This is a genomic window from Pseudomonas sp. P7759, from assembly GCF_013386445.1.
Lineage (GTDB): Bacteria > Pseudomonadota > Gammaproteobacteria > Pseudomonadales > Pseudomonadaceae > Aquipseudomonas > Aquipseudomonas azotoformans_A.
In genome coordinates this window covers 16,729-36,574 of record NZ_JACART010000048.1, presented here as the reverse complement: position 1 = coordinate 36,574, position 19,846 = coordinate 16,729, and the positions used below count along the sequence as shown (strand labels likewise).

The 19,846-nt window shown below is 60.1% G+C and carries 17 protein-coding genes; 6 read left to right on the top strand and 11 right to left on the bottom strand.

Translation table 11 applies throughout. From position 1 onward, the window contains the following. From livG to HX823_RS26490, 4 genes are all read right to left on the bottom strand, one after another. Positions 1-768, bottom strand: a complete 768-nt coding sequence (gene livG / locus HX823_RS26505) for a high-affinity branched-chain amino acid ABC transporter ATP-binding protein LivG (RefSeq protein WP_012722652.1) — start codon at positions 766-768, stop codon at positions 1-3. Further along, entirely contained in the window at positions 765-2,018 is a 1,254-nt protein-coding gene (locus tag HX823_RS26500; protein ID WP_016975068.1) for a high-affinity branched-chain amino acid ABC transporter permease LivM, read from the bottom strand. The genes livG and HX823_RS26500 overlap by 4 nt, the downstream gene beginning before the upstream one ends. Continuing rightward, complete coding sequence (gene livH / locus HX823_RS26495) at positions 2,015-2,938, bottom strand: high-affinity branched-chain amino acid ABC transporter permease LivH (RefSeq protein WP_028619257.1); 924 nt, start codon at positions 2,936-2,938, stop codon at positions 2,015-2,017. The genes HX823_RS26500 and livH overlap by 4 nt, the downstream gene beginning before the upstream one ends. A gap of 226 nt (positions 2,939-3,164) precedes the next feature. Further along, positions 3,165-4,292 (bottom strand): branched-chain amino acid ABC transporter substrate-binding protein, encoded by a 1,128-nt coding sequence (locus tag HX823_RS26490; protein WP_016975069.1) that lies wholly within the window; start codon positions 4,290-4,292, stop codon positions 3,165-3,167. Positions 4,293-4,632: 340 nt separating this feature from the next. Here HX823_RS26490 and HX823_RS26485 point away from each other — a divergent pair, with 340 nt between their 5' ends. Both HX823_RS26485 and HX823_RS26480 read left to right on the top strand, forming a co-directional pair. Then, positions 4,633-4,944: a DUF2288 domain-containing protein gene (locus HX823_RS26485; RefSeq protein ID WP_038849750.1), complete on the top strand. Its 312-nt coding sequence runs from the start codon at positions 4,633-4,635 to the stop codon at positions 4,942-4,944. 252 nt (positions 4,945-5,196) lie between these two features. Further along, a complete protein-coding gene (locus tag HX823_RS26480; protein ID WP_177077472.1) occupies positions 5,197-6,285 on the top strand; it encodes a hypothetical protein in 1,089 nt (362 codons plus the stop codon). A 39-nt stretch (positions 6,286-6,324) separates the two neighbouring features. On the opposite strand, the gene HX823_RS26475 is transcribed toward HX823_RS26480, so the two are convergent. From HX823_RS26475 to HX823_RS26465, 3 genes are all read right to left on the bottom strand, one after another. Further along, the gene (locus tag HX823_RS26475) at positions 6,325-8,502 is read right to left on the bottom strand and encodes a hypothetical protein (RefSeq protein WP_038849754.1); all 2,178 of its coding nucleotides are present in this window, start codon (positions 8,500-8,502) and stop codon (positions 6,325-6,327) included. 204 nt (positions 8,503-8,706) lie between these two features. Continuing rightward, on the bottom strand, positions 8,707-10,971 hold the full coding sequence (locus tag HX823_RS26470; RefSeq protein WP_038849756.1) for a bifunctional diguanylate cyclase/phosphodiesterase: 2,265 nt from the start codon (positions 10,969-10,971) through the stop codon (positions 8,707-8,709). Positions 10,972-11,111: 140 nt separating this feature from the next. After that, positions 11,112-11,477: a YkgJ family cysteine cluster protein gene (locus HX823_RS26465; RefSeq protein WP_038849758.1), complete on the bottom strand. Its 366-nt coding sequence runs from the start codon at positions 11,475-11,477 to the stop codon at positions 11,112-11,114. 251 nt (positions 11,478-11,728) lie between these two features. On the opposite strand from HX823_RS26465, the gene HX823_RS26460 reads away from it, so the two are divergent. Then, on the top strand, positions 11,729-13,075 hold the full coding sequence (locus HX823_RS26460; RefSeq protein ID WP_177077470.1) for an MFS transporter: 1,347 nt from the start codon (positions 11,729-11,731) through the stop codon (positions 13,073-13,075). A gap of 150 nt (positions 13,076-13,225) precedes the next feature. Here the strand turns inward: HX823_RS26460 and rapA are convergent, their stop codons facing one another. Continuing rightward, positions 13,226-16,072 carry an RNA polymerase-associated protein RapA gene (rapA, locus tag HX823_RS26455; RefSeq protein ID WP_177077468.1) on the bottom strand — a complete coding sequence of 949 codons (2,847 nt, stop codon included), beginning with the start codon at positions 16,070-16,072 and terminating at the stop codon, positions 13,226-13,228. A 220-nt stretch (positions 16,073-16,292) separates the two neighbouring features. On the opposite strand from rapA, the gene HX823_RS26450 reads away from it, so the two are divergent. Continuing rightward, positions 16,293-16,634 (top strand): hypothetical protein, encoded by a 342-nt coding sequence (locus HX823_RS26450; protein WP_033902733.1) that lies wholly within the window; start codon positions 16,293-16,295, stop codon positions 16,632-16,634. On the opposite strand, the gene HX823_RS26445 is transcribed toward HX823_RS26450, so the two are convergent. From HX823_RS26445 to HX823_RS26435, 3 genes are all read right to left on the bottom strand, one after another. Next, positions 16,631-17,812 carry an aminotransferase class V-fold PLP-dependent enzyme gene (locus HX823_RS26445; protein ID WP_177077466.1) on the bottom strand — a complete coding sequence of 394 codons (1,182 nt, stop codon included), beginning with the start codon at positions 17,810-17,812 and terminating at the stop codon, positions 16,631-16,633. The two genes, HX823_RS26450 and HX823_RS26445, sit on opposite strands and share 4 nt — an antisense overlap. Next, positions 17,809-18,279, bottom strand: coding sequence for a RidA family protein (locus HX823_RS26440; RefSeq protein ID WP_177077464.1), 471 nt, complete (start codon positions 18,277-18,279; stop codon positions 17,809-17,811). Before HX823_RS26440 ends, HX823_RS26445 begins: the two co-directional genes overlap by 4 nt. 90 nt (positions 18,280-18,369) lie before the next feature. Then, complete coding sequence (locus HX823_RS26435) at positions 18,370-19,236, bottom strand: LysR substrate-binding domain-containing protein (protein WP_177077462.1); 867 nt, start codon at positions 19,234-19,236, stop codon at positions 18,370-18,372. A 98-nt stretch (positions 19,237-19,334) separates the two neighbouring features. Here HX823_RS26435 and HX823_RS26430 point away from each other — a divergent pair, with 98 nt between their 5' ends. Both HX823_RS26430 and ccoM read left to right on the top strand, forming a co-directional pair. Further along, positions 19,335-19,529, top strand: a complete 195-nt coding sequence (locus HX823_RS26430) for a hypothetical protein (RefSeq protein WP_141537463.1) — start codon at positions 19,335-19,337, stop codon at positions 19,527-19,529. A gap of 143 nt (positions 19,530-19,672) precedes the next feature. Continuing rightward, positions 19,673-19,789, top strand: coding sequence for a cytochrome c oxidase subunit CcoM (ccoM, locus tag HX823_RS32170; protein ID WP_003172387.1), 117 nt, complete (start codon positions 19,673-19,675; stop codon positions 19,787-19,789). The last annotated feature ends 57 nt before the right edge of the window (positions 19,790-19,846 follow it).

Genomic DNA, 19,846 nt, shown 5'->3' with positions numbered 1-19,846 from the left:
TTACGCTTCCCCCAAATAGGCTTTGATCACTTCAGGATTATCGCGGATCTGCTCCGGCGTCCCGTCGGCCAAAGGCGTGCCCTGGTTGATCACCACGATGTGGTCGGAAATGCTCATGACCAGTTTCATGTCGTGTTCAATCAACAGCACCGTGGCGTTGTTTTCCTCACGCAACACGCCGATCAGCGCCTTGAGGTCTTCGGTTTCCTTGGGGTTCAGGCCCGCCGCGGGTTCGTCGAGCATGAGGATCCGCGGGCGGGTCATCATGCAGCGGGCGATTTCCAGGCGACGTTGCTGACCGTAGGCCAGGGTGCCGGCTGGGCGGTTGGCAAACTCGGTCAGGTTGACCTTGTCCAGCCAGTACTCGGCGTACTCCATGGCCTCGCGCTCGCTCTTGCGGAACGCCGGGGTCTTGAACAGGCCCGCGAAGAAGTTGGTGTTCAGGTGTCGGTGCTGGGCAATCAGCAGGTTCTCGACCGCCGTCATGTCCTTGAACAACCGCACGTTCTGGAACGTCCGCACCACACCCTTGCGGGCGATTTCGTGACCGGCCAGGCCCTGGATCGGCTGGCCGTCCAGCAGGATGCTGCCACCGCTCGGCTTGTAGAAACCGGTGAGGCAGTTGAACACCGTGGTCTTGCCGGCGCCGTTCGGACCGATCAAGGCAACCACTTGTTTCTCTTTCACGGTCAGGGCCACGCCGTTGACCGCCAGCAAGCCGCCGAAGCGCATGCTCAGATTTTCGACTTTCAGGATCTCGCGGCTCATTTGCGCAGCTCCATGTGTGGACGTTGCATGGGCAGCAGGCCTTGAGGACGCCAGATCATCATCAGCACCATCATGGCGCCGAACATCAACATGCGGTATTCGCTGAACTCACGCATCATTTCCGGCAGCAGGATCATCACGATCGCCGCCAGGATCACGCCCAGTTGCGAGCCCATGCCACCCAGTACCACGATGGCGAGGATGATCGCCGACTCGATGAAGGTGAACGACTCCGGCGTCACCAGGCCTTGGCGAGCGGCGAAGAAGCTGCCGGCGAAACCGGCAAACGTTGCCCCGAGGGTAAATGCCGAAAGCTTGATGACTGTCGGGTTCATGCCCAGTGCACGGCAGGCGATTTCATCTTCACGCAGCGCTTCCCACGCACGGCCGATGGGCATGCGCAGCAGGCGGTTGATCACGAACAGGGCAGCCAGTGCCAGCAGCAGCGCCACCAGGTACAGGAACACCACTTTGCTCACCGGGTTGTAGTCGATCCCGAAGTACTCGTGGAAGGTCTGCATGCCTTCTGCGGCGCTACGGTCGAACGTCAGCCCGAAGAAGGTCGGCTTGGGGATGCTGCTGATGCCGTTGGGGCCGCCGGTGATGTCGGTGAGGTTACGCAGGAACAGACGGATGATTTCACCGAAGCCCAGGGTCACGATCGCCAGGTAGTCACCGCGCAGGCGCAACACCGGGAAGCCCAGCAGGAAGCCGAACGTAGCCGCCGCCATGCCCGCCAAAGGCAGGCAGATCCAGAAGCCCCAGCCCAGGTAGTGCGAGAGCAGCGCGTAGGTGTAGGCACCCACCGCGTAGAAGCCCACGTAACCCAGGTCGAGCAAGCCGGCCAGGCCCACCACAATGTTCAGGCCCAGGCCCAGCAACACGTAGATCAGGATCAGGGTGGCGATGTCGACCGCACCGCGCGAGCCGAAGAACGGCCAGATCAACGCGGCCACGATCAGGCCGATGATGATGTAGCGCTGGGTACGCGGCAGGGTCAGGAATTGGCTGACCTTGGGCGATACCAACGGGCCACGGTTGCCCTTGAACAGGGCGCCGACCTGCTGGGTGAACAGCACGCGCAGGAACATCAGCACCGAACACAGGGCGATGATGGTCAGGGTCACGGGACCGGTGCCATGCACTTCCAGGTTGATGCCGACAATGCTCAGCTTGAGGCCGAGTACCGGAAAGGCCACGGCCCATACCAGCAAGGCGCTGAAAAACGCCGATTTAAGATATCTGCTCATACTTTCTCAACCTCCGGACGGCCCAGGATGCCGGTCGGACGGAACAACAGCACCAGAACCAACAGGCCGAACGCCACGACGTCCTTGTACTGGTCGCCGAAGATATCGGCGCCAAAGGCTTCGGCCACACCCAGCACCAGGCCACCGAGCATCGCGCCCGGGATACTGCCGATGCCGCCCAATACCGCCGCAGTAAAGGCCTTGAGGCCTACCAGGAAACCGGCGTTGGGGTTGATCACGCCGTACTGCATGCTCAGCAGCACCGCCGCAACGGCAGCCAGTGCGGCACCGATCACGAAGGTCAGGGCGATGATGTTGTTGGTGTTGATGCCCAGCAGGTTGGCCATCTTGATGTCTTCGGCGCAAGCCCGGCAGGCGCGCCCCAGACGGGAGCGAGAGATGAACAGGGTCAGGCCCAGCATCGCCACCAGGGTGACGACAAAGACCAGGATCTGCATGTACGAAATCAGCACTTCTTGTGCGCCACCTGGGCCGAAGGAGATGCTCCCCGGGATCAGGTTGGGAATGGACTTGTCCTTGGAGTCCTGGGACAGCAATACGGTGTTCTGCAGGAAAATCGACATGCCGATGGCGGAAATCAGCGGGATCAGACGGTTGCTGCCACGCAAGGGACGATAGGCAACGCGCTCGATACTGTAGCCATAGGCACTGGTCACGACGATCGACGCCAGGAACGCGGCGGTCATCAACAGCGGCAGGGAGTGGATACCCATCATGGCCAACCCGGCAAGGGCGATAAAGGCCACGTAGGAACCAATCATGTACACCTCGCCATGGGCGAAGTTGATCATTCCAATGATGCCGTAAACCATTGTGTAGCCAATGGCTATCAAGGCATAGGTGCTGCCAATGGTCAGGCCATTAACCAGCTGTTGGAAAAAATGATAGATCTCAGGCATTACAGCGCTCCTAAAAACCCGATACGCATTTCACTGGTGGAGTCATTTCCGGCCTGTGCCCTGTTCTGTGACCAGGTTGCACAAAGCGTTTGCCAGCGAACCGCTGGTGACGGTTTTAAGATTTTCAGGTGAGCCAGCGCCCGGATCGCGGGTGACAGGCCCATAAACCTCGTAAAACAAAGCCCACTGCTCTCACAGTGGGCTTGTTGGACCAGTAACGCCTGGCTTACTGAGGGGAAACTTCGGTTTTTGGTTTACCGAAGTGCCATTCGTAGACCACGAATTTGAAGTCCTTCAGGTCGCCCTTGGCGTCGAAACTCAGGTCGCCGGTAGGGGTCTTGAAGGTGCCCGCGTGGATGGCGGCTGCCACTTTGGCGGTGTCTTCGCTCTTCGCAGCGGCAATACCGCCGGCGATCACTTCGATGGCCGAGTAGGCTGGGAACACGAACGGACCGGTTGGGTCCTGCTTGTTCTTGGCGAACTCTTCAACGATGGCTTTGTTGGCCGGGTCGGTGTCGAAGGATTTAGGCAGGGTTACCAGCAGGCCTTCGGAAGCGCCCTGGGCGATTTGCGAGATGGAGTCGTTGCCGACGCCTTCCGGTCCCATGAACTTGGCGTTCAGGCCTTTTTCCTTGGCTTGGCGCAGGATCAGGCCCAGCTCAGGGTGGTAGCCGCCGTAGTAGACGAAGTCGACGTTGGCTTGCTTGAGTTTCTGGATGATCGAGGAGAAGTCTTTGTCGCCGGCGTTCAGGCCTTCGAAGACGGCAACCTTGGTGCCTTTCTTCTCGAGGGTTTGTTTAACGGCGGTGGCGATGCCTTCACCGTATTGCTGCTTGTCGTGCAGGACGGCAACGATCTTCGGCTTCACGTGGTCGGCGATGTAGTTGCCGGCGGCCGGGCCTTGGGCGCTGTCCAGGCCGATGGTGCGGAAGATCAGCTTGTAGCCACGGGCGGTGATTTCCGGGCTGGTGGCAGCCGGGGTAATCATGATCACGCCTTCGTCTTCATAGATATCGGAAGCGGGTTGAGTGGAGCTGGAGCAGAGGTGACCGACCACGAACTTGACGCCGTCGTTGACCACTTTGTTGGCGACGGCAACGGCTTGTTTAGGATCACAAGCGTCGTCGTATTCCTTGGCCTCAAGCATCTTGCCGTCTACGCCGCCCTTGGCGTTGATGTCGGCGATGGCTTGCTTGGCACCCATGAATTGCATGTCGCCGTATTGCGTCACTGGACCGGTCTTAGGCCCTGCGATACCGATCTTGATGGTGTCGGCTGCGAACGAATGGCCGGCAACCCCAGCCAGGACCATAGCGGCAAACAGTTTGGAAATCTGCTTAGTAGCCTTATTCATAGTGCTCCACTCTTACTGTTGTATTTTTTATAGTTCTAGCGGCCTTGTGAGCTGCAGAACCGGATCAGATATCTCGGATATCCCCCCGGCAGTGCCCTGGCAACTGTACCGGTACAGTGTAGAGCGCCGGTTGATCGCTTGAAAAGCTGGCTGCTGGGGGCAAAACCCGGGTATGTCGCTTAAATGAAAGAAAAAGACAGAATTGCGGCGGGGTGATGCCAGAGTTTCGGGCAATCCTTGGCTTTCCTGACACTTTCTCTCGGTGACTCATTTGCAACTGGGTTTTTCTACCAGGGCCACGACGTTATGATTGCGCCGTTTTTTACTCAGGTGAATTCCCATGACGCAAGAACCTAGCACCCTCTATGCCAAGCTGCTTGGTGAAACCGCCGAAATATCCTGGAAGGAGCTTGAGCCGTTCTTCGCCAAGGGTGCCCTATTGTGGGTCGACGCTGGCCTGGATTTGATCGAAGCCGCCGAGGGAATGGCCGAGGACAACCGCGACAAAGTCGCTGCCTGGCTGGCCTCTGGCAGCCTGGGCGAAGTGTCTGCGACGCGGGCGCTGGACCTGGTTGAGCGCGATCCGAGCCTGTGGGCCGTGGTGGTTTCGCCGTGGATCCTGATCCAGGAAAGGGCGGTGGCTTCCAAGTAAGCACTGAAACGGTGCGTGAATTTCAGGTTTGAAAGTGTGTAGCGGGGTAACCGCTGGCGCCGTGATGGCATCTTGCCGTGAAGAAAGGTCACAGCTCAGGGTGACGCGCACGTCATGGGAACAGTTTTTCCATGGCTGACAGCGGGGAAGAATTGTTTCCCGGTGTTTAAAAAGCCTGGCGATTGTCGGATCTTGGCAGTAGGAAGACATGGAATTCCGGTAAAGTGCGCAGCCTGTCACCCGGAGCCCATCATGCCGTCTACGCTGCCCCCCTCAGCGAAACCCTCGCACCAGCTGCTCTACCTTATCTACGGTAAACAAGACGTTTACCGGCGTGAGGCCAAATTCAGCATGCTCACTGCCTTGGCACGGCTCAAGCCGGGTGAGTCATTGTGTATCCGGGTCATGACCGATCGTCCGCAGGATTTTATCGGCTGGCCGGTGGAAACCATCGAGCTGGACGAGCAGACCCTGATCCAATGGCAGGGCGACAACGGTTACCTTCACCGGCGCAAGGCCTGTGCGATCGCCCAAGGCTTGACGCTGGCGGACACCACGCTGTTCGTCGACACCGACACGCTGTTCCTCAAGTCGCCCCATCGCGTCTTCGAACTCATCGGCTCGGGCCAGTATGTGATGGACGAATTCGAGTACGACTGGAGCTATGTCTGCAAACGCCCGGACTACCTCAAGCTGGGCCAGCACCTGCATGCCCACGGCATTTCTGCCAGCAACAGTTTCAAGCTCTACAACAGTGGCCTGTGCGGCGTGCGCGCCAGCGACTGCGCGTTGCTCAAGACCGCGATTGGCCTGATCGACGAGTGGACCCTGGGTTCATTCGACATCCACACCATCGAGCAAGTCGCGATTTCCTTCGCGATGCGTGGCAAGAAGGTGCGCGAGGCCAGGAAGTTCGTTCATCACTATTACGCCGAGAAGCGCTTCTTCCATGCCATGCAGGCGCATTTTTTCAGCCTGCATGGCGAAACCTTCAGTCCTGAGTTGGTGGCGCGTTGCCTGGAGGTGCCGCAGGTCAAGCCCGTGCCATCAGCCTGGCAACGGTTGCTTATCAAATGGAAGCTGCGCAATCAGCGCAAACACCTGAAAAGGGTCGGGCGCGACCTGCTCTACGGCAGCGCGGCGCCTGAGAACCCCTATTACGAGGTGTGTCGCCAGGGTTGGTGGGAATCGGCCTCGCGTGAAATCCGCGATTGGGATGAGGCAGAGCAGAACAAGTTCTTCGGTTCGAGCCAAGCCGGCTGGCCCCAGCAACTGCCCCGGCCGATGAAGTCTGCAGACGAACAAGCCATCGTCGACTACCTGCACCAACGAAGAACCTGATGAGCCTGCGACGGCGCCCAGCAGCGCCGTCGCATGGCTTCAGGCGGTCTTGCCAGTGTGGTTATTCAACGAAATAACCTTGGTCTTACCGATGCGGTGGCGGTAGATCTCGCGCAGGTACTTGATCGCCTTCTTGACGCAATCCCGTGACAGGCGAATGTCATTGATCGACACGAATTTCTCTTTGTCGTTGATCAGCTCGCGGTACTTCTTCTCATACATCGGCTTGATCGCGTACCAGTTGGTATCGAGGATCTTCGCCGGGTTTTCGAACTCGTTGAGCAGCTCGTCGATACGGTCTTCGTCGAAGTCCTCGTGGATGATGAAATCCAGGATCGAGTTATCCAGGGTGTCATCGAACCGGTAGGGGTTGCGCGCAAAGCAGCGTTTGATAAACGCCACGATCAAGGTAAGGAAGTCATCCGACAGGCACGGGCTTTTGGCGATCAGCGTGGTCAGCGACAGGTTGGCGGAGGCACCGATCACCAGGGCATAGCGCTTGAGCGTGGTGTTGGGGAACAGGCTGTTGAGGTGGGTCTTGAGCCGGTTCAGGTCCATGTAGGACAGCTTGTAGTCCTTGGGCAACGAAACAATCGACACCACCGACGAGCAGTTCTTGAAGAAATGCAGGTCATGCAATGCGGCCGCGTCGTAGCCCGAATTCTTGTACTGCTCCAGCGATGCCTTGTAGCGCTTGGATTCGATCGGCAGCAGGCTGATGCCTTCGATAGCCTGGGTGACTTTGTTGAAGTGCGGCAGGTCGATGGAGCGGAAGAACAGGTCATCGATGTTCAGGCGCTGCGGCTCTTTCTCGAACACCTTGAACTTGTCGCTCGACGGCGCCGGGGTTTCCGGCACGACGGACTCGGCGTAGGCAATCGCCACCGGGCCGGCCAGGCTCATGAACAGGTCGTTGGCATCCAGGCGAATGGTCTCGCCGATGTCGATCCCGGCGCGCCGGAAGTAGTTCTGGTCGTAGTCGGTGGTCACGGCCTGGGCCGTGAGGATGTTGAAAATCTGCTGGGAAATGTACTGGTTGGCGTGTTTTTCCATGGCATTGACGTCAATGTTCTGGATGTTGCCGTCATCGCTTTCTTCGGCATAACGCATGATGTCGTTGGAGATCAGCATCATCGCGTTCCACGGCCGGATACGCCCCTTCACGCTTGCTTCGCTGCTGTCTTCATTGGCGAAGTTGTACGAGAAGTCCCATTCTTCCGACAGGTATTTGCACAGCAGACGCCCGGCGTTGATGTGCAGCGCCTCGGACATTTCGCTGCGGTGGTCGGAAATGTTCGGCAGCACGCAAATGCCGCTGGTGAAGATCGGCTCGAACACGAAGGCATGGCCGCTTTTGCTGTCGTGCTCATCGGCGGGCTTGGTGTCGAACGTTTTGTTCATGTACGAGTGCTGCTGGGCCAGGCCGAACTCCGAGGCCATGCCCGAGCCGGTGCCACCGCCAGCGCTGAAGATCGAGAAGTACAGGCGTGACTGGTTGGCCTTGATGCCGCACGAGTCGATCAGGTACGAGTGGATCATCTTCCAGTCAGGGCTGGAAAAACGCTGGGTATCTTTATTGAGGATGATCTTGGCCAGGTACTGGCCAAGGATCGGCGCGTTACCGGCGCCACCGGCATGGACTTCCGACAGGTCCATGATTTTCATCTTGCTGTAGTCGCGCAAAAAGCCGCTTTTTTCGCCTTTGCGCGAGAAACGGATGCGCCCGGCGATGTCCTTGTCCAAGTCGCCGAGCATCACCAGCGGCTCCACCAGGAACACCGGTTTGCTGGCCTTGCCGCTGCCCAGGCGCAGGTTGTTGCGGATCCACTGGGCGGGGCTGTAGCCCTTGTCCTGCGACTTGTCTTCGTTGCTGAATTCGTTCAAGTAGAACTTGCGCGCGTTGTACACCAGTTCCGCCACGTCGAGCGCGATGTTCGAACCGCAACGGCCCAGGCCGATCAGGCACACCGAGGGGAATTCCTGCTCGTTGCGCGGATCGTTGTCGCCTTCCAGATGGGGCGGGCGGGGGAACACCATGTCGCGCAGGCCATCGAGGTTGTCGAGGATGCGGTCGGTATTGGTTTCGGTGAAGTACAGGTATTGCTGGGTGGCCAGCGGGCGGGCGGTGCTCAATGACTGTGAACCTGAGGGTTTTTCCGCAGGAGCTGGGAGCAACACGTCGGATACCACGGTGGCAGAGTTATTTTTAGAAGTCATTGTGCGCCATGTGCCTGGGCGGATGGCTGGAAAACATCAAAAGGCCATCACGGAATGGGAGTTCGCGACTTTACAGTGCGTCCTTGTCCTGGGCGAGTGGGCTAAACCCTAGTGTTTTCGGGGAAAACCTGGCCGGACTCTGATGAATCGGCCGTTCGTCGGCGTTCTTTAGGCAAATGATGGCGAAATGCCAAAGAATCGGCGTCAGCGAATTGGCCTGACGACGGACGGGGAGCCGCCACGGCTCGGGGCGGGATCTTTCGGCACATTGCTGTCTTTGGTGACCCCCACGTTGAGCGGGTAGAGCGGGTTGCGTTGATTGATGCCCTGCATCACACCCATGATGTCACTGGCCGACACCGCCGGGCTAAGCAGGTAGCCCTGCACGAAATCACAGCCATGCTTGAGCAGCAGGTCAAATTGGGCCTGGGTTTCCACGCCTTCGGTCACCACCTGCAAGTGCAGGGTGTGGGCCATGCCAATCACCGCCTGGACGATCTCGATGTCGGCGGTGGATTTGGGAATATCCTGGATAAACGAGCGGTCGATCTTCAGGGTGTTGAGGGGCAAGCGCTTGAGGTAAGCGAGGGATGAATAGCCGGTGCCAAAGTCATCGATGGCCAGCGACACGCCCAGCGCACGGATTTGCCGCAGCAACGCCAAGGTGCTGCTGATGTTGCCCATCAGGGCGTTTTCGGTGACTTCCAGCTCCAGGCGGTTGGCGCCGATCCCGCTGAAGCGCAAGGCGTCTTCGATTTCATCCGCCAACTCATCGCGGGCCAGGTTCAGGGCCGAGCAGTTCACCGCCATGGTCAGGTCGGTATAACCCCGTTCAGACAGTAGGCTCAGGTCATGACAGGCTTGGCGCAGTACCCAGTGGTCCAGTTCGGCAATCAGGCCATTGCTTTCGGCGATGCCGATAAAGCGGTCTGGAGCCAGCAAACCATGTTGTGGATGTTGCCAGCGAACCAGCGCTTCCAGCCGCGTGACCTTGCCCTGTTTCATATCGAATATCGGTTGGTAGAACAGCACCAGTTGGTTGCGGGCGCGCAGGGCGCCGCGCAATTCCTCTTCCAGTTGCAGTTCGAGGAAGGCGCGGGTTTTCAGGTTGGAGCTGAAGAAGTTCAGGCTGTTACGCCCGGTGTCTTTGGACTGGTACAGCGCCAGGTCGGCGGTTTTCAGCAGTTCTTCGCAGGTCAGGCCGTCATCGGGGAACAGGCTGATACCGATGCTGGTGGTCATCACCATGCGTCGGCCGGCCAGTTCGATGGGTTCTTTCATCTGTTGCATGATGCGCTGGGCCAGGTGCCGGGCTTCGTCGCGGTGGTGGATGCTGATCAGGATGCAGAACTCGTCGCCGCCAAACCGCGCAACCACATCGGCGTGGCTGCGTACCGAGCCTTTGATGTGCCCGGCCAGCACAGTGAGCAACTGGTCGCCGGCGTCATGCCCGAGGCTGTCATTGATACGCTTGAAGTGGTCGATATCGAGGAAAATCACCGCCATCATGCCGTGGGAGGCGGTTTTTTCGGCGAGCTTTTCCGCGAAGATCTGGTTGAAGCCTCGTCGGTTGAGCAGGCTGGTCAGGGCGTCGTAATGGGCTACTTGCTGCAGCGAGGCGCGGGCTTGGTCGAGTTCGCTGAGCAGGGCATTGACCCGGCGCAGGTCACGTTCCTTGTGCTGCAGCTTCTTGTCGGCCAGGGCCGCGCTGATGCTGCTGCCGATTACCAGCAGGGTGATGACGGCGACCGACAGGCCAAGTTGAATAGGGTTGTTATCCAGAGGCAATGAGAGGTCAGCCCCGGTGGGGACGATCAGTTGCATGGCCGCCATGCCGGTAAAATGCATGCTCAAAATGCCTGCGCCCAATACCAGGCTGGCGGCGTACTTGAGCAGCTGATGGAACACACCGCTACCGCTACGCAAATAGCTCGACAGCAACAACGCCGCCAGGCTGGCGCCCATGGCGATACCTACCGAGGCCATGAACAGTTTCGTTTCGAAATACACCTGTGCCTGGGAGCGCATGGCCGACATGCCGACGTAATGCATCAAGGCGATGCCGATGCCCATCCACACCGACGCCAGCAAATACTGGTGGAAGCGCAGGTGGGAGTGACTCAGGGTTTGCATGGCGATCAACGATGCGATCAACGCGATCAGCAAGGACGCGAACGTCATGAGCAGTTCGTAGTGGATGGCAATCGGGGCCTGGAAGGCCAACATGCTGATGAAGTGGGTGGACCAGATTCCGCCTGCCAGGCAACCGGCGCCAAGCCAGCGCCAATGGCGCCGTGCAGTGGGGTCTTCGACGTGGCCGACGCGTTCGGCCATGTCCAGCGTGCCGAAACCCGCCGCGCACGCGACCAGATAGGCCAGTAGCACCAGAAAGGGGTTATGACTGCAATTGAGTAATAAGTGCCCGCTCTCAGGAAGCTCGGTAAAAAAGTGCAGACCCAGCCATTCCATAGCATGTCCCGTCATAGCGTCACGTCACTGCCTACGGCGATGACCTATGGGGACCAGTGTAGACGTGTAGGAGAATTCGCCAAGGAGTAATGGCACTTTGCTTCTCTACGATTTTGGCATTCGACCCATAGCGTTTGATGCTAAGCACTGATGGGCAGGTCCAGTTCGAACGGTGCTTCCAGTGGCGCCAGGCCAAATGCGGCGCGGGCTGCATCGCAATCAGCGTTGTGTACACCCTCATACCAGGAGGACTCGAATTCGCGGCACACACTGGAGCGCTGATCGTAGATCGTGCAGCGGGTGCCTTGGCCTACTTCCCCTTCAAGGCTGCAGCAGCGCGCCGGTTTCTGGTCGGTGCCGATCATCGCCACCCGGGTGGGGTTGATTTGCACCACCAGGTCATCGGGCACCGTACCCCCTGACGAGGCACACTCGCCCCAGAAGAAAGACACGCGAAAGTGTGAACAGCAGGCACCGCAATTCAGACACGGACTGGCTTCGGACATGGGCGTCATCGATAAGAAAAGTAGGGGTGGGGTGTTACGGAAGGCTCGCCATTCTATCCGGGCCATGGCCTTTGGGAAGGGGGGCAGGCACTTATATTTTTGTAGGCCAAGTCCCGTGCTGCCGGGCGAAATCATGCCCTATCAGCTTTACGAATCATTACAGACAACCGGGTGCTGGCTGACTATGTTGCAGGTACCGGGCAGGATGCATCGGGCATCGCAGCTCTCATAACAATAAAAGAGACGGACCCATGCAGAACTCGACCCAAGCGGCGAATGCCTGGCGCATTCTGTTCCTGCTGTTCCTCGCCAACCTGTTCAACTTTTTCGACCGCACGATTCCGGCGATCATCATTGAGCCAATCCGTATGGAATGGCATTTGAGCGACTTCCAGCTCGGCATCATCGGTACCGCCTTCACTATCGTCTACGCCATTGCCGGCCTGCCCCTCGGGCGCCTGGCCGACACCGGCTCGCGCAGCAAACTGATGGGTTGGGGCCTGTTCGCCTGGAGCGGGTTGACGGCGGTCAATGGCATGGTCGGCAGTTTCTGGACCTTTCTGCTGGTGCGCATGGGCATTGGCATTGGCGAAGCCAGTTATGCGCCGGCGGCCAATTCGCTGATTGGCGATCTGTTCCCGGCGCACCGTCGCGCGCGGGCCATGGGCATTTTCATGCTGGGCCTGCCGCTGGGGCTGTTGCTGGCGTTCTTCACCATCGGCTGGATGGTCAAGGCGTTCGACAGCTGGCGCGCGCCGTTCTTTATCGCGGCGGTACCGGGGATGATCCTGGCGGTGTTCATGTTCTATATCAAGGAGCCCAAGCGCGGCGCCGCCGAAACCGTGCAGGTCTCCCAGGAACGTGTCGACCGCCCGATCCGCCGTGTGCTGGCAGTGCCGACCTTCCTGTGGCTGGTGCTGGCCGGGCTGTGCTTCAACTTTGCGACCTACGCCTGCAACTCGTTCCTGGTGCCGATGCTGCAGCGTTATTTCCTGATGCCGTTGCAGGAGGCGGCCGTCGCTACGGGCGTCATCGTCGGGTTGACCGGTCTGGTCGGCCTGACGCTAGGCGGCTGGGTCGCTGACAAGATCCACCAGCGTGTTGCCAATGGTCGCCTGTTGTTCGCCGCGTTCAGCCTGATCATCTCCACCGTGACCACCGCCTGGGCGTTGCACGCCGGGCGCATTGAGATTGGCGTGTTTGTGGCGTTGTTCAGCGTGGGCTGGTTGTTCGCTTATAACTTCTACACCTGCGTGTATACGGCGATTCAGGACGTGGTTGAACCGCGCCTGCGGGCCACGGCCATGGCGCTGTTTTTTGCCGGGTTGTACTTGCTGGGCGGTGGGATGGGGCCGATCGTGGTGGGTGGGCTTTCCGATCATTTCGCCCATTCGGCGATGTATGCGGCCGGGGCGGGACAGATGACTGAAGCGTATAAAGCGGTGGGGTTGCATGACGCCATGTACCTGATCCCGGTAGCGCTGTTCTTGACCATGCTGTTTCTGTTCCAGGCATCGCGCAGCTTTGTGCGCGATGCCAAGAAGATGAAGGAGGGGTTGAGTGCGGTGGAGGTGCCGGGTTCGGCGGTGGCAGCTTGAGACCGAGGTGACTCCTTCGCGAGCAAGCCCGCTCCCACATTCGACTGCATTCCAACGTTGGAACTCGGTCAACTGTGGGAGCGGGCTTGCTCGCGAAGAGGCCCGAAAGGCTAATTAAAGAAGGCCCGCATTGCGCGGGCCTTCTTTTTACTAGCCTGCGACCAGGACCCGAATCGCTTCCAAGCGCAGCGCCGCCTTATCCAGCATCGCCAAGCCTTGCTCACGTTGGGCACGCAAGGCCACCAACTCACTGTCACGCACGGTCGGGTTGACCGCTTGCAACGCGGTCAGGCGTGCCAGTTCTTCGTCGGTGTCCGCCGCTAGGCGACGCTTGGCCTCGGCCACGCGCTCGGCATGTTGCGGGGTGATCTTCTCTTCGCCGGCGTTGATCCGTGGCGTCAGCTGGTCGCGCTGGGCCTGGATGAACTTGTTGGCGCTGGCCCGTGGCACGCTTTCCAACTGGTCATTGAGGGTCACGAACGACACGCGGCTCGACAGGTCGTTGCCATTGGCATCCAGCAAGCAGCGCAGGGCGGCCGGCGGCAGGTAGCGGCCCAGTTGCAGCGAGCGCGGGGCGACCACTTCGCTGACGTAGAGCAGTTCCAGCAACACGGTGCCAGGCTTGAGCGCCTTGTTCTTGATCAGCGCCACGGCGGTGTTGCCCATGGAACCGGACAGCACCAGGTCCATGCCGCCCTGCACCATCGGGTGTTCCCAGGTGATGAACTGCATGTCTTCGCGGGACAGCGCCTGGTTACGGTCGTAGGTGATGGTCACCCCTTCGTCGTCGCCCAGGGGGAAGCTGGCGTCGAGCATTTTTTCGCTGGGCTTGAGGATCAGCGCGTTTTCCGAATGGTCTTCGCTGTCGATACCAAAGGCGTCGAACAGGGTTTCCATGTAGATCGGCAGGGCGAACTGGTCGTCTTGCTCCAGGATGTCCTCGACCAGCGCATCACCTTCACCCGCGCCGCCGGAGTTGAGTTCCAGCAGGCGGTCGCGACCAGTGTGCAGCTCGTCTTCAAGACGCTCGCGCTCGGCACGGGCCTCGTCGATCAGGGCTTGCCACTCGCCGTCGTCGGCGTTTTCCAGCAGCGGCAGCAGGCGTGGGCCGAACTGATGTTGCAAGGCGTTGCCGGTCGGGCAGGTGTTGAGGAAGGCGTTGAGCGCTTCGTGGTACCACTGGAACAGGCGCTCTTGCGGGCTGGTTTCCAGGTACGGGACGTGCAGTTCGATCACGTGTTTCTGGCCGATCCGGTCCAGACGGCCGATGCGCTGCTCCAGCAAATCGGGGTGGGACGGCAGGTCGAACAGCACCAAGTGATGGGAGAACTGGAAGTTGCGACCTTCACTGCCGATTTCCGAGCAGATCAACACCTGGGCGCCAAACTCTTCATCGGCGAAGTAGGCCGCGGCGCGGTCACGTTCGAGGATGTTCATGCCCTCGTGGAACACCGTGGCCGGAATGCCGGAGCGCACGCGCAGGGCGTCCTCCAGGTCCATGGCGGTTTCGGCGTGGGCGCAGATCACCAGGACCTTGGTGCGCTTGAGCATTTTCAGCTGGTCGATCAGCCACTCGACGCGCGGGTCGAAGCGCCACCAGCGGTTTTCTTCTTCGATGTCCGGTTGCGACTGGAAGCTGACTTCCGGGTACAGCTCGGCGTGTTCGCCCAGCGGCAATTCCAGGTATTCGTCCGGGTTCGGCAGCGGGTAAGCGTGCAGCTTGCGCTCCGGGAAACCTTGCACAGCGGCGCGGGTGTTGCGAAACAGCACGCGGCCAGTGCCGTGACGGTCGAGCAGCTCACGCACCAGGCGTGCGCTGGCTTCGGTGTCGCCATCGTTGACGGCGGTCAGCAGGGCTTCGCCTTCGTCACCGAGGAAACCCTGGATGGTCTTGTGTGCGGCAGGGGAGAGGCGACCCTTGTCGAGCAGCTCCTGCACGGCTTCGGCGACCGGGCGATAGTTCTCGCTTTCGGCGCGGAAGGCCGCGAGGTCGTGGAAACGGTTCGGGTCGAGCAGGCGCAGGCGTGCGAAGTGACTGTCCTGGCCCAGTTGCTCCGGGGTGGCGGTCAGCAGCAGCACGCCCGGAATCACTTCGGCCAGTTGCTCGACCAGTGCGTATTCAGGGCTGGCCTTTTCTTCGTGCCACACCAGGTGGTGGGCTTCGTCGACGACCAGCAGGTCCCAGCCGGCGGCGAACAGTGCGTCCTGGGCCTTCTCGTCGTCCACCAGCCATTCCAGCGCGACCAGGGCGAGTTGGGTGTCTTCGAACGGGTTGGTGGCATCGCTTTCGATAAAGCGTTCTTCGTCGAACAGCGCAACCTGCAGGTTGAAGCGGCGGCGCATTTCCACCAGCCATTGGTGCTGCAGGTTTTCCGGGACCAGGATCAACACGCGGTTGGCGCGGCCCGACAGCAGCTGGCGATGGATCACCAGGCCGGCTTCAATGGTCTTGCCCAGGCCCACTTCGTCGGCCAGCAATACCCGTGGCGCGATACGGTCAGCGACTTCACGGGCGATGTGCAGTTGGTGAGCAATAGGTTGCGCACGCACGCCACCCAGGCCCCACAGCGAGGACTGCAATTGGCGGCTGGTGTGTTCCAGGGTGTGGTAGCGCAGCGAGAACCAGGCCAGCGGGTCGATCTGCCCGGCGAACAGGCGGTCGCTGGCCAGGCGGAACTGGATGAAGTTGGACAGTTGGGTTTCCGGCAGGGTGACCTGCTCGTTCTGCCCATTGAGGCCGTGGTACACCAGCAGGCCGTCGACGTCGTCGACTTCCTGTACGGTCATTTTCCAGCCTTCGAAGTGGGTGATGCTGTCACCCGGCGAAAACCTCACACGCGTGAGGGGCGCATTCCGTAGCGCATACTGGCGAGTGTCGCCAGTGGCCGGATAGAGCACGGTCAACAAGCGGCCGTCCTGTGCCAGAACGGTGCCTAACCCCAGCTCTGCTTCGCTGTCACTAATCCAGCGTTGCCCCGGTTGATACTGCTGCGCCATGCTGCCTGACTCCCGCCGTGAAAAAGCCGACTATCTTAACGGAACAAGCCCCCACGCCCAAGGACTCTGACAAAAACTACTCCGTTTGCGCCGCAAGCCGGAAGCCGAATCGACGGGTGGCGGGCACTTGGGAGTGTCGACTGGGTCACAGCTTGGCGAGCCTGCGCTCAAGTCGCCCTGCCACCCGCCGACAGCCTGTTGATCAGGAGAAATAATCACTATGCTGCCACCCATGCTGCCCGTCAGCGTTGTGCCGGTGACGTCACAACTCGATCCGGTGCGACAGAAGCCGGATATCCCGCCCGTGGTGCCAGTTCAGCCGGGCTCCAACGAGAGCACTATCGACCTGAAAAAGGGCGACGCCGAGACCTCGGCTTTTTTGCTGCGCGAAGAACAACGCCGTCAGCAGGAACAACAGAAACGCCGGCGTGAAGCCGATGAAGACCCGGAGCAGCACCTGGCCATTCCGGGCGACATACTCAACGCCGATAACACCGTGCCGGTGGTGCCACTGATCGAAGATGCCCCGCGCCAGGGCTTGTGGGTGGACGTCGAGGTTTAGTCGCGTAACTCGCGCAGGGCGGCTAACAACATCTCGATATCCTGCTCGGTATTCAGCGGGCTGACCGAGATCCGCGCCACGCTCTCCAGGCCCCGCACCTGCATATCCAGCGGTGTGTAGGCCACGCCATTGGCGCCGATATTGATGCGCTTGAGGCCCAGCCGCCGCTTCAGTTCGAATGCATCCCAGCCCGCCAGATTGAAAGCGATCAAGCCTGATTGCTGCGTGCCCAGGTCATGCAGGGTAATGCCTGACATCCCACGCAGCGCCTCGCGGATTCGCTCGGCGGTTTGCGACACTCTTTCCCAGACGCGCTCGATGCCCAGACGATTCATCTCTTGCAACGCATTGCCCAGGCCTGCCAGCAAGGCGAAAGAAGTTTCGCTGGTTTCGAAGCGCCGTGCGTCGTTGCGCAGGTCAAAACCCTGGGCGGTCCATGGTGCTGAAAATACATCGCGCTGGGTCGGATTCAACCGCTCAAGAAAGCCCGGTCGCACATACAACAGCGCGGTGCCCCGTGGGCCGCGCAGATGTTTGCGGCCGGCCGACTTGAGCACGTCGCACTGCAACGCCTGTACATCCACCGGCACCTGGCCGACGGCTTGGCCGGCGTCGATGAAGTAGGGGATGGCATGCCGCCGCGCCACTTCACCGATGGCCTGGGCAGGGTTGATCAGGCCGCCATTGGCGGGGAGCCAGGTGAGGTCGATCAGCTTGACGTGTGCATCGATCATCGATTCCAGCGCCAGTGGGCAGACCGCGCCGGATTCATCGCAAGGGATGACTTCCACTCGGGCACCGGCCTGCACTGCCAGCTCCATGCTGGCCAGGTTGCCGCCCCATTCGTGACGGCCTACCAGAATACGGTCGCCTGGTTGCCAGGGCGCCAAGGCCTGGAACGCCAGGCTCCAGGCGGTCGAACCGCTGCTGGCAAAGGCAATCGAAGCGGCGGGGGCGTTGAGCAGTTGCGCGGCGGCGCGGCGGGCTTTTTCCACCAGTACGGCGCCATGTTCACCGGCTTCCATCGGGCCGTCGCGGGCCTCGCGTTGCAGTTGTTCGATGATTGCATCGAGGGTCGCCTGGCTCGGCAGGGAGGCGCCAGCTGGGTTGAAGTGCACGATGCCGGATCGGCAGCCCGGCGTGTCGTCCCGCAGCTGCTGGACTTCGAGCGAGCTCAAGGGCGCAGCTCGAAAATGGCATCAACCTCCACGGCCACACCGGCCGGCAGGCTGGACACACCTACGGCGGTGCGCACATGCCGGCCTTTTTCACCAAGGGCGTTGACCAGCAGGTTGGACGCGCCATTGGCGACCACGCTTTGCTGTTTGAAATCACCGCTGCTGGCGATGAATACACCCAGGCGCACGGTGCGCGCCAGGCGCGAGAGGTCATCGCCCAGGGCATTGCTCAACTGCCCCAGTAGGCCCAAGGCCGCCAATTGCGCCGCCTGTGCGCCTTCTTCATCACTGAGGGATTCGCCCAGGCGACCGATGTAGGCGGGCTTGCCGTCTACCAGGGGAATTTGTCCGGAAACGAATAACTGGTTTTGGCTGATGACATGATTGATGTAGTTGGCAATTGGCTGGCTTGGGGTGGGCAGTGTGAGGCCAAGGGCTTGCACGCGCTGGTGAAGGGAGTCGCTCATGATGAATCCTCTGGGTTCGGGAGGCTTCAGCATGTTGGCTGCATCAAGGGGCGACAAACGGATAGATCTCACGCGACGTATCGAAATAACTCACGCGTCGGTGCAGGCTTCCTTCAGCCATTGGCTGAAACAGGCGGCGGCTTCAGTGGCGGGGCCCTCGGGCGCGATGAGCCAGTAGCCGATATCGCTGTGATAGGGCGGCCAGTCGAACGCTTCCACCAGGCTTCCGTCCTGTAGTCGACGTTCTATCAGGCGATGGCGGCCCATGGCGATGCCTTGTCCGGCCACGGCGGCTTCGACCACGATGTTGTAGTCATGCAGCATTACGCGGGGATGGTGGATGAGGTCGACCTGATAGTGCGCGGACCAGTCGGTCCATTCAAACGGGCGGTGCGAAGTGGCCATCAGCAGTGGGCCGTTCTGGCGTGCCTTGAACGACGGGCTGCACACTGGGGAGATAACCTCGGGCATGAGTCGCGTAGCTAGGACATCGGGCCAATCGCCCTTGCCGTAGCGGATGGCCAGGTCAACCTCGGCGCCTGTGACATCCGCCAGTTGAATCGCCGGCAACAACTCTACCTGGATATGCGGATAGCGGTTGAGAAAGTCCGCCAATCGCGGCGCCAGCCACAACGTGGCGAACGATGCCAGTAAACCGATGCGCAACACGGTGGCGCTCGGGGCAACCCGCTGGGCACGCGTGGCGGCGGCGATAGCATCGAGTGCAGGGCGGATTTCGTCGTAGTACTGTTGGCCGTCGGCGGTCAGATCGATCGCGCGGGTGCGTCGGATAAACAGCGGTTTGCCCAGATGCTGCTCAAGTTTCTGCACCTGATGACTGAGGGCGCTCTGGGTCACCGATAACTCGCTGGCGGCTTTGATGAAACTCAAATGCCGCGCCACCGCTTCGAAAGCGCGCAAGGCCAGCAACGGCGGAAGGTCCTTGTGCAGTGCCACCTGGGAGCGTCTCCGGGTTCGGGAAAGGCCTCGATTTTGTGCGATGCCCTGCCTTTTGTCGCCCGTTGATTTGCCGTTGAGCGCTTGAGCCCGCATTATTGAGCCATTCCCTCCACGACGTAAGCCAAGCCATGAGTGAAGACGACAAGCTGATCGATTTGAATGCCGAACGTGCCAAGCGCGTGCATGACCTTAATGACAAGCGCCTGAATGAAGTGCGCCAGGCATTTGAACAAGCGATGCCACTCGGCAAAGTGAAGAAAAAGCCGAAGAACAAACCGAAAAAGCGTTGAAACAGCCTGCATCCCTTGATGCAGGTCAGTTATTGCCCTTCTTTACGCCCCGTCGCGGGCGACATTGATCCCCGTCAATTTTCCAATCCGCCTTCTCCGTTAACTTAGCCCTATCGCAACAGGGCAAGCACAGGAGGCCGGTCATGTTCATCGATAATGTGGTGTTTGCCGGAGTGCTGACTGTAAGCCTCATGGTGCTGTTTTTTGTAGGGTTTGGAATTTTTATCTGGAAAGACGCGAACAAGCGTAAAAAACCTTAGTTTTTCCAGGTTACATGAGCACGCAAGGCATTTTGGGCGACTTCGGTCGCCCTTTTT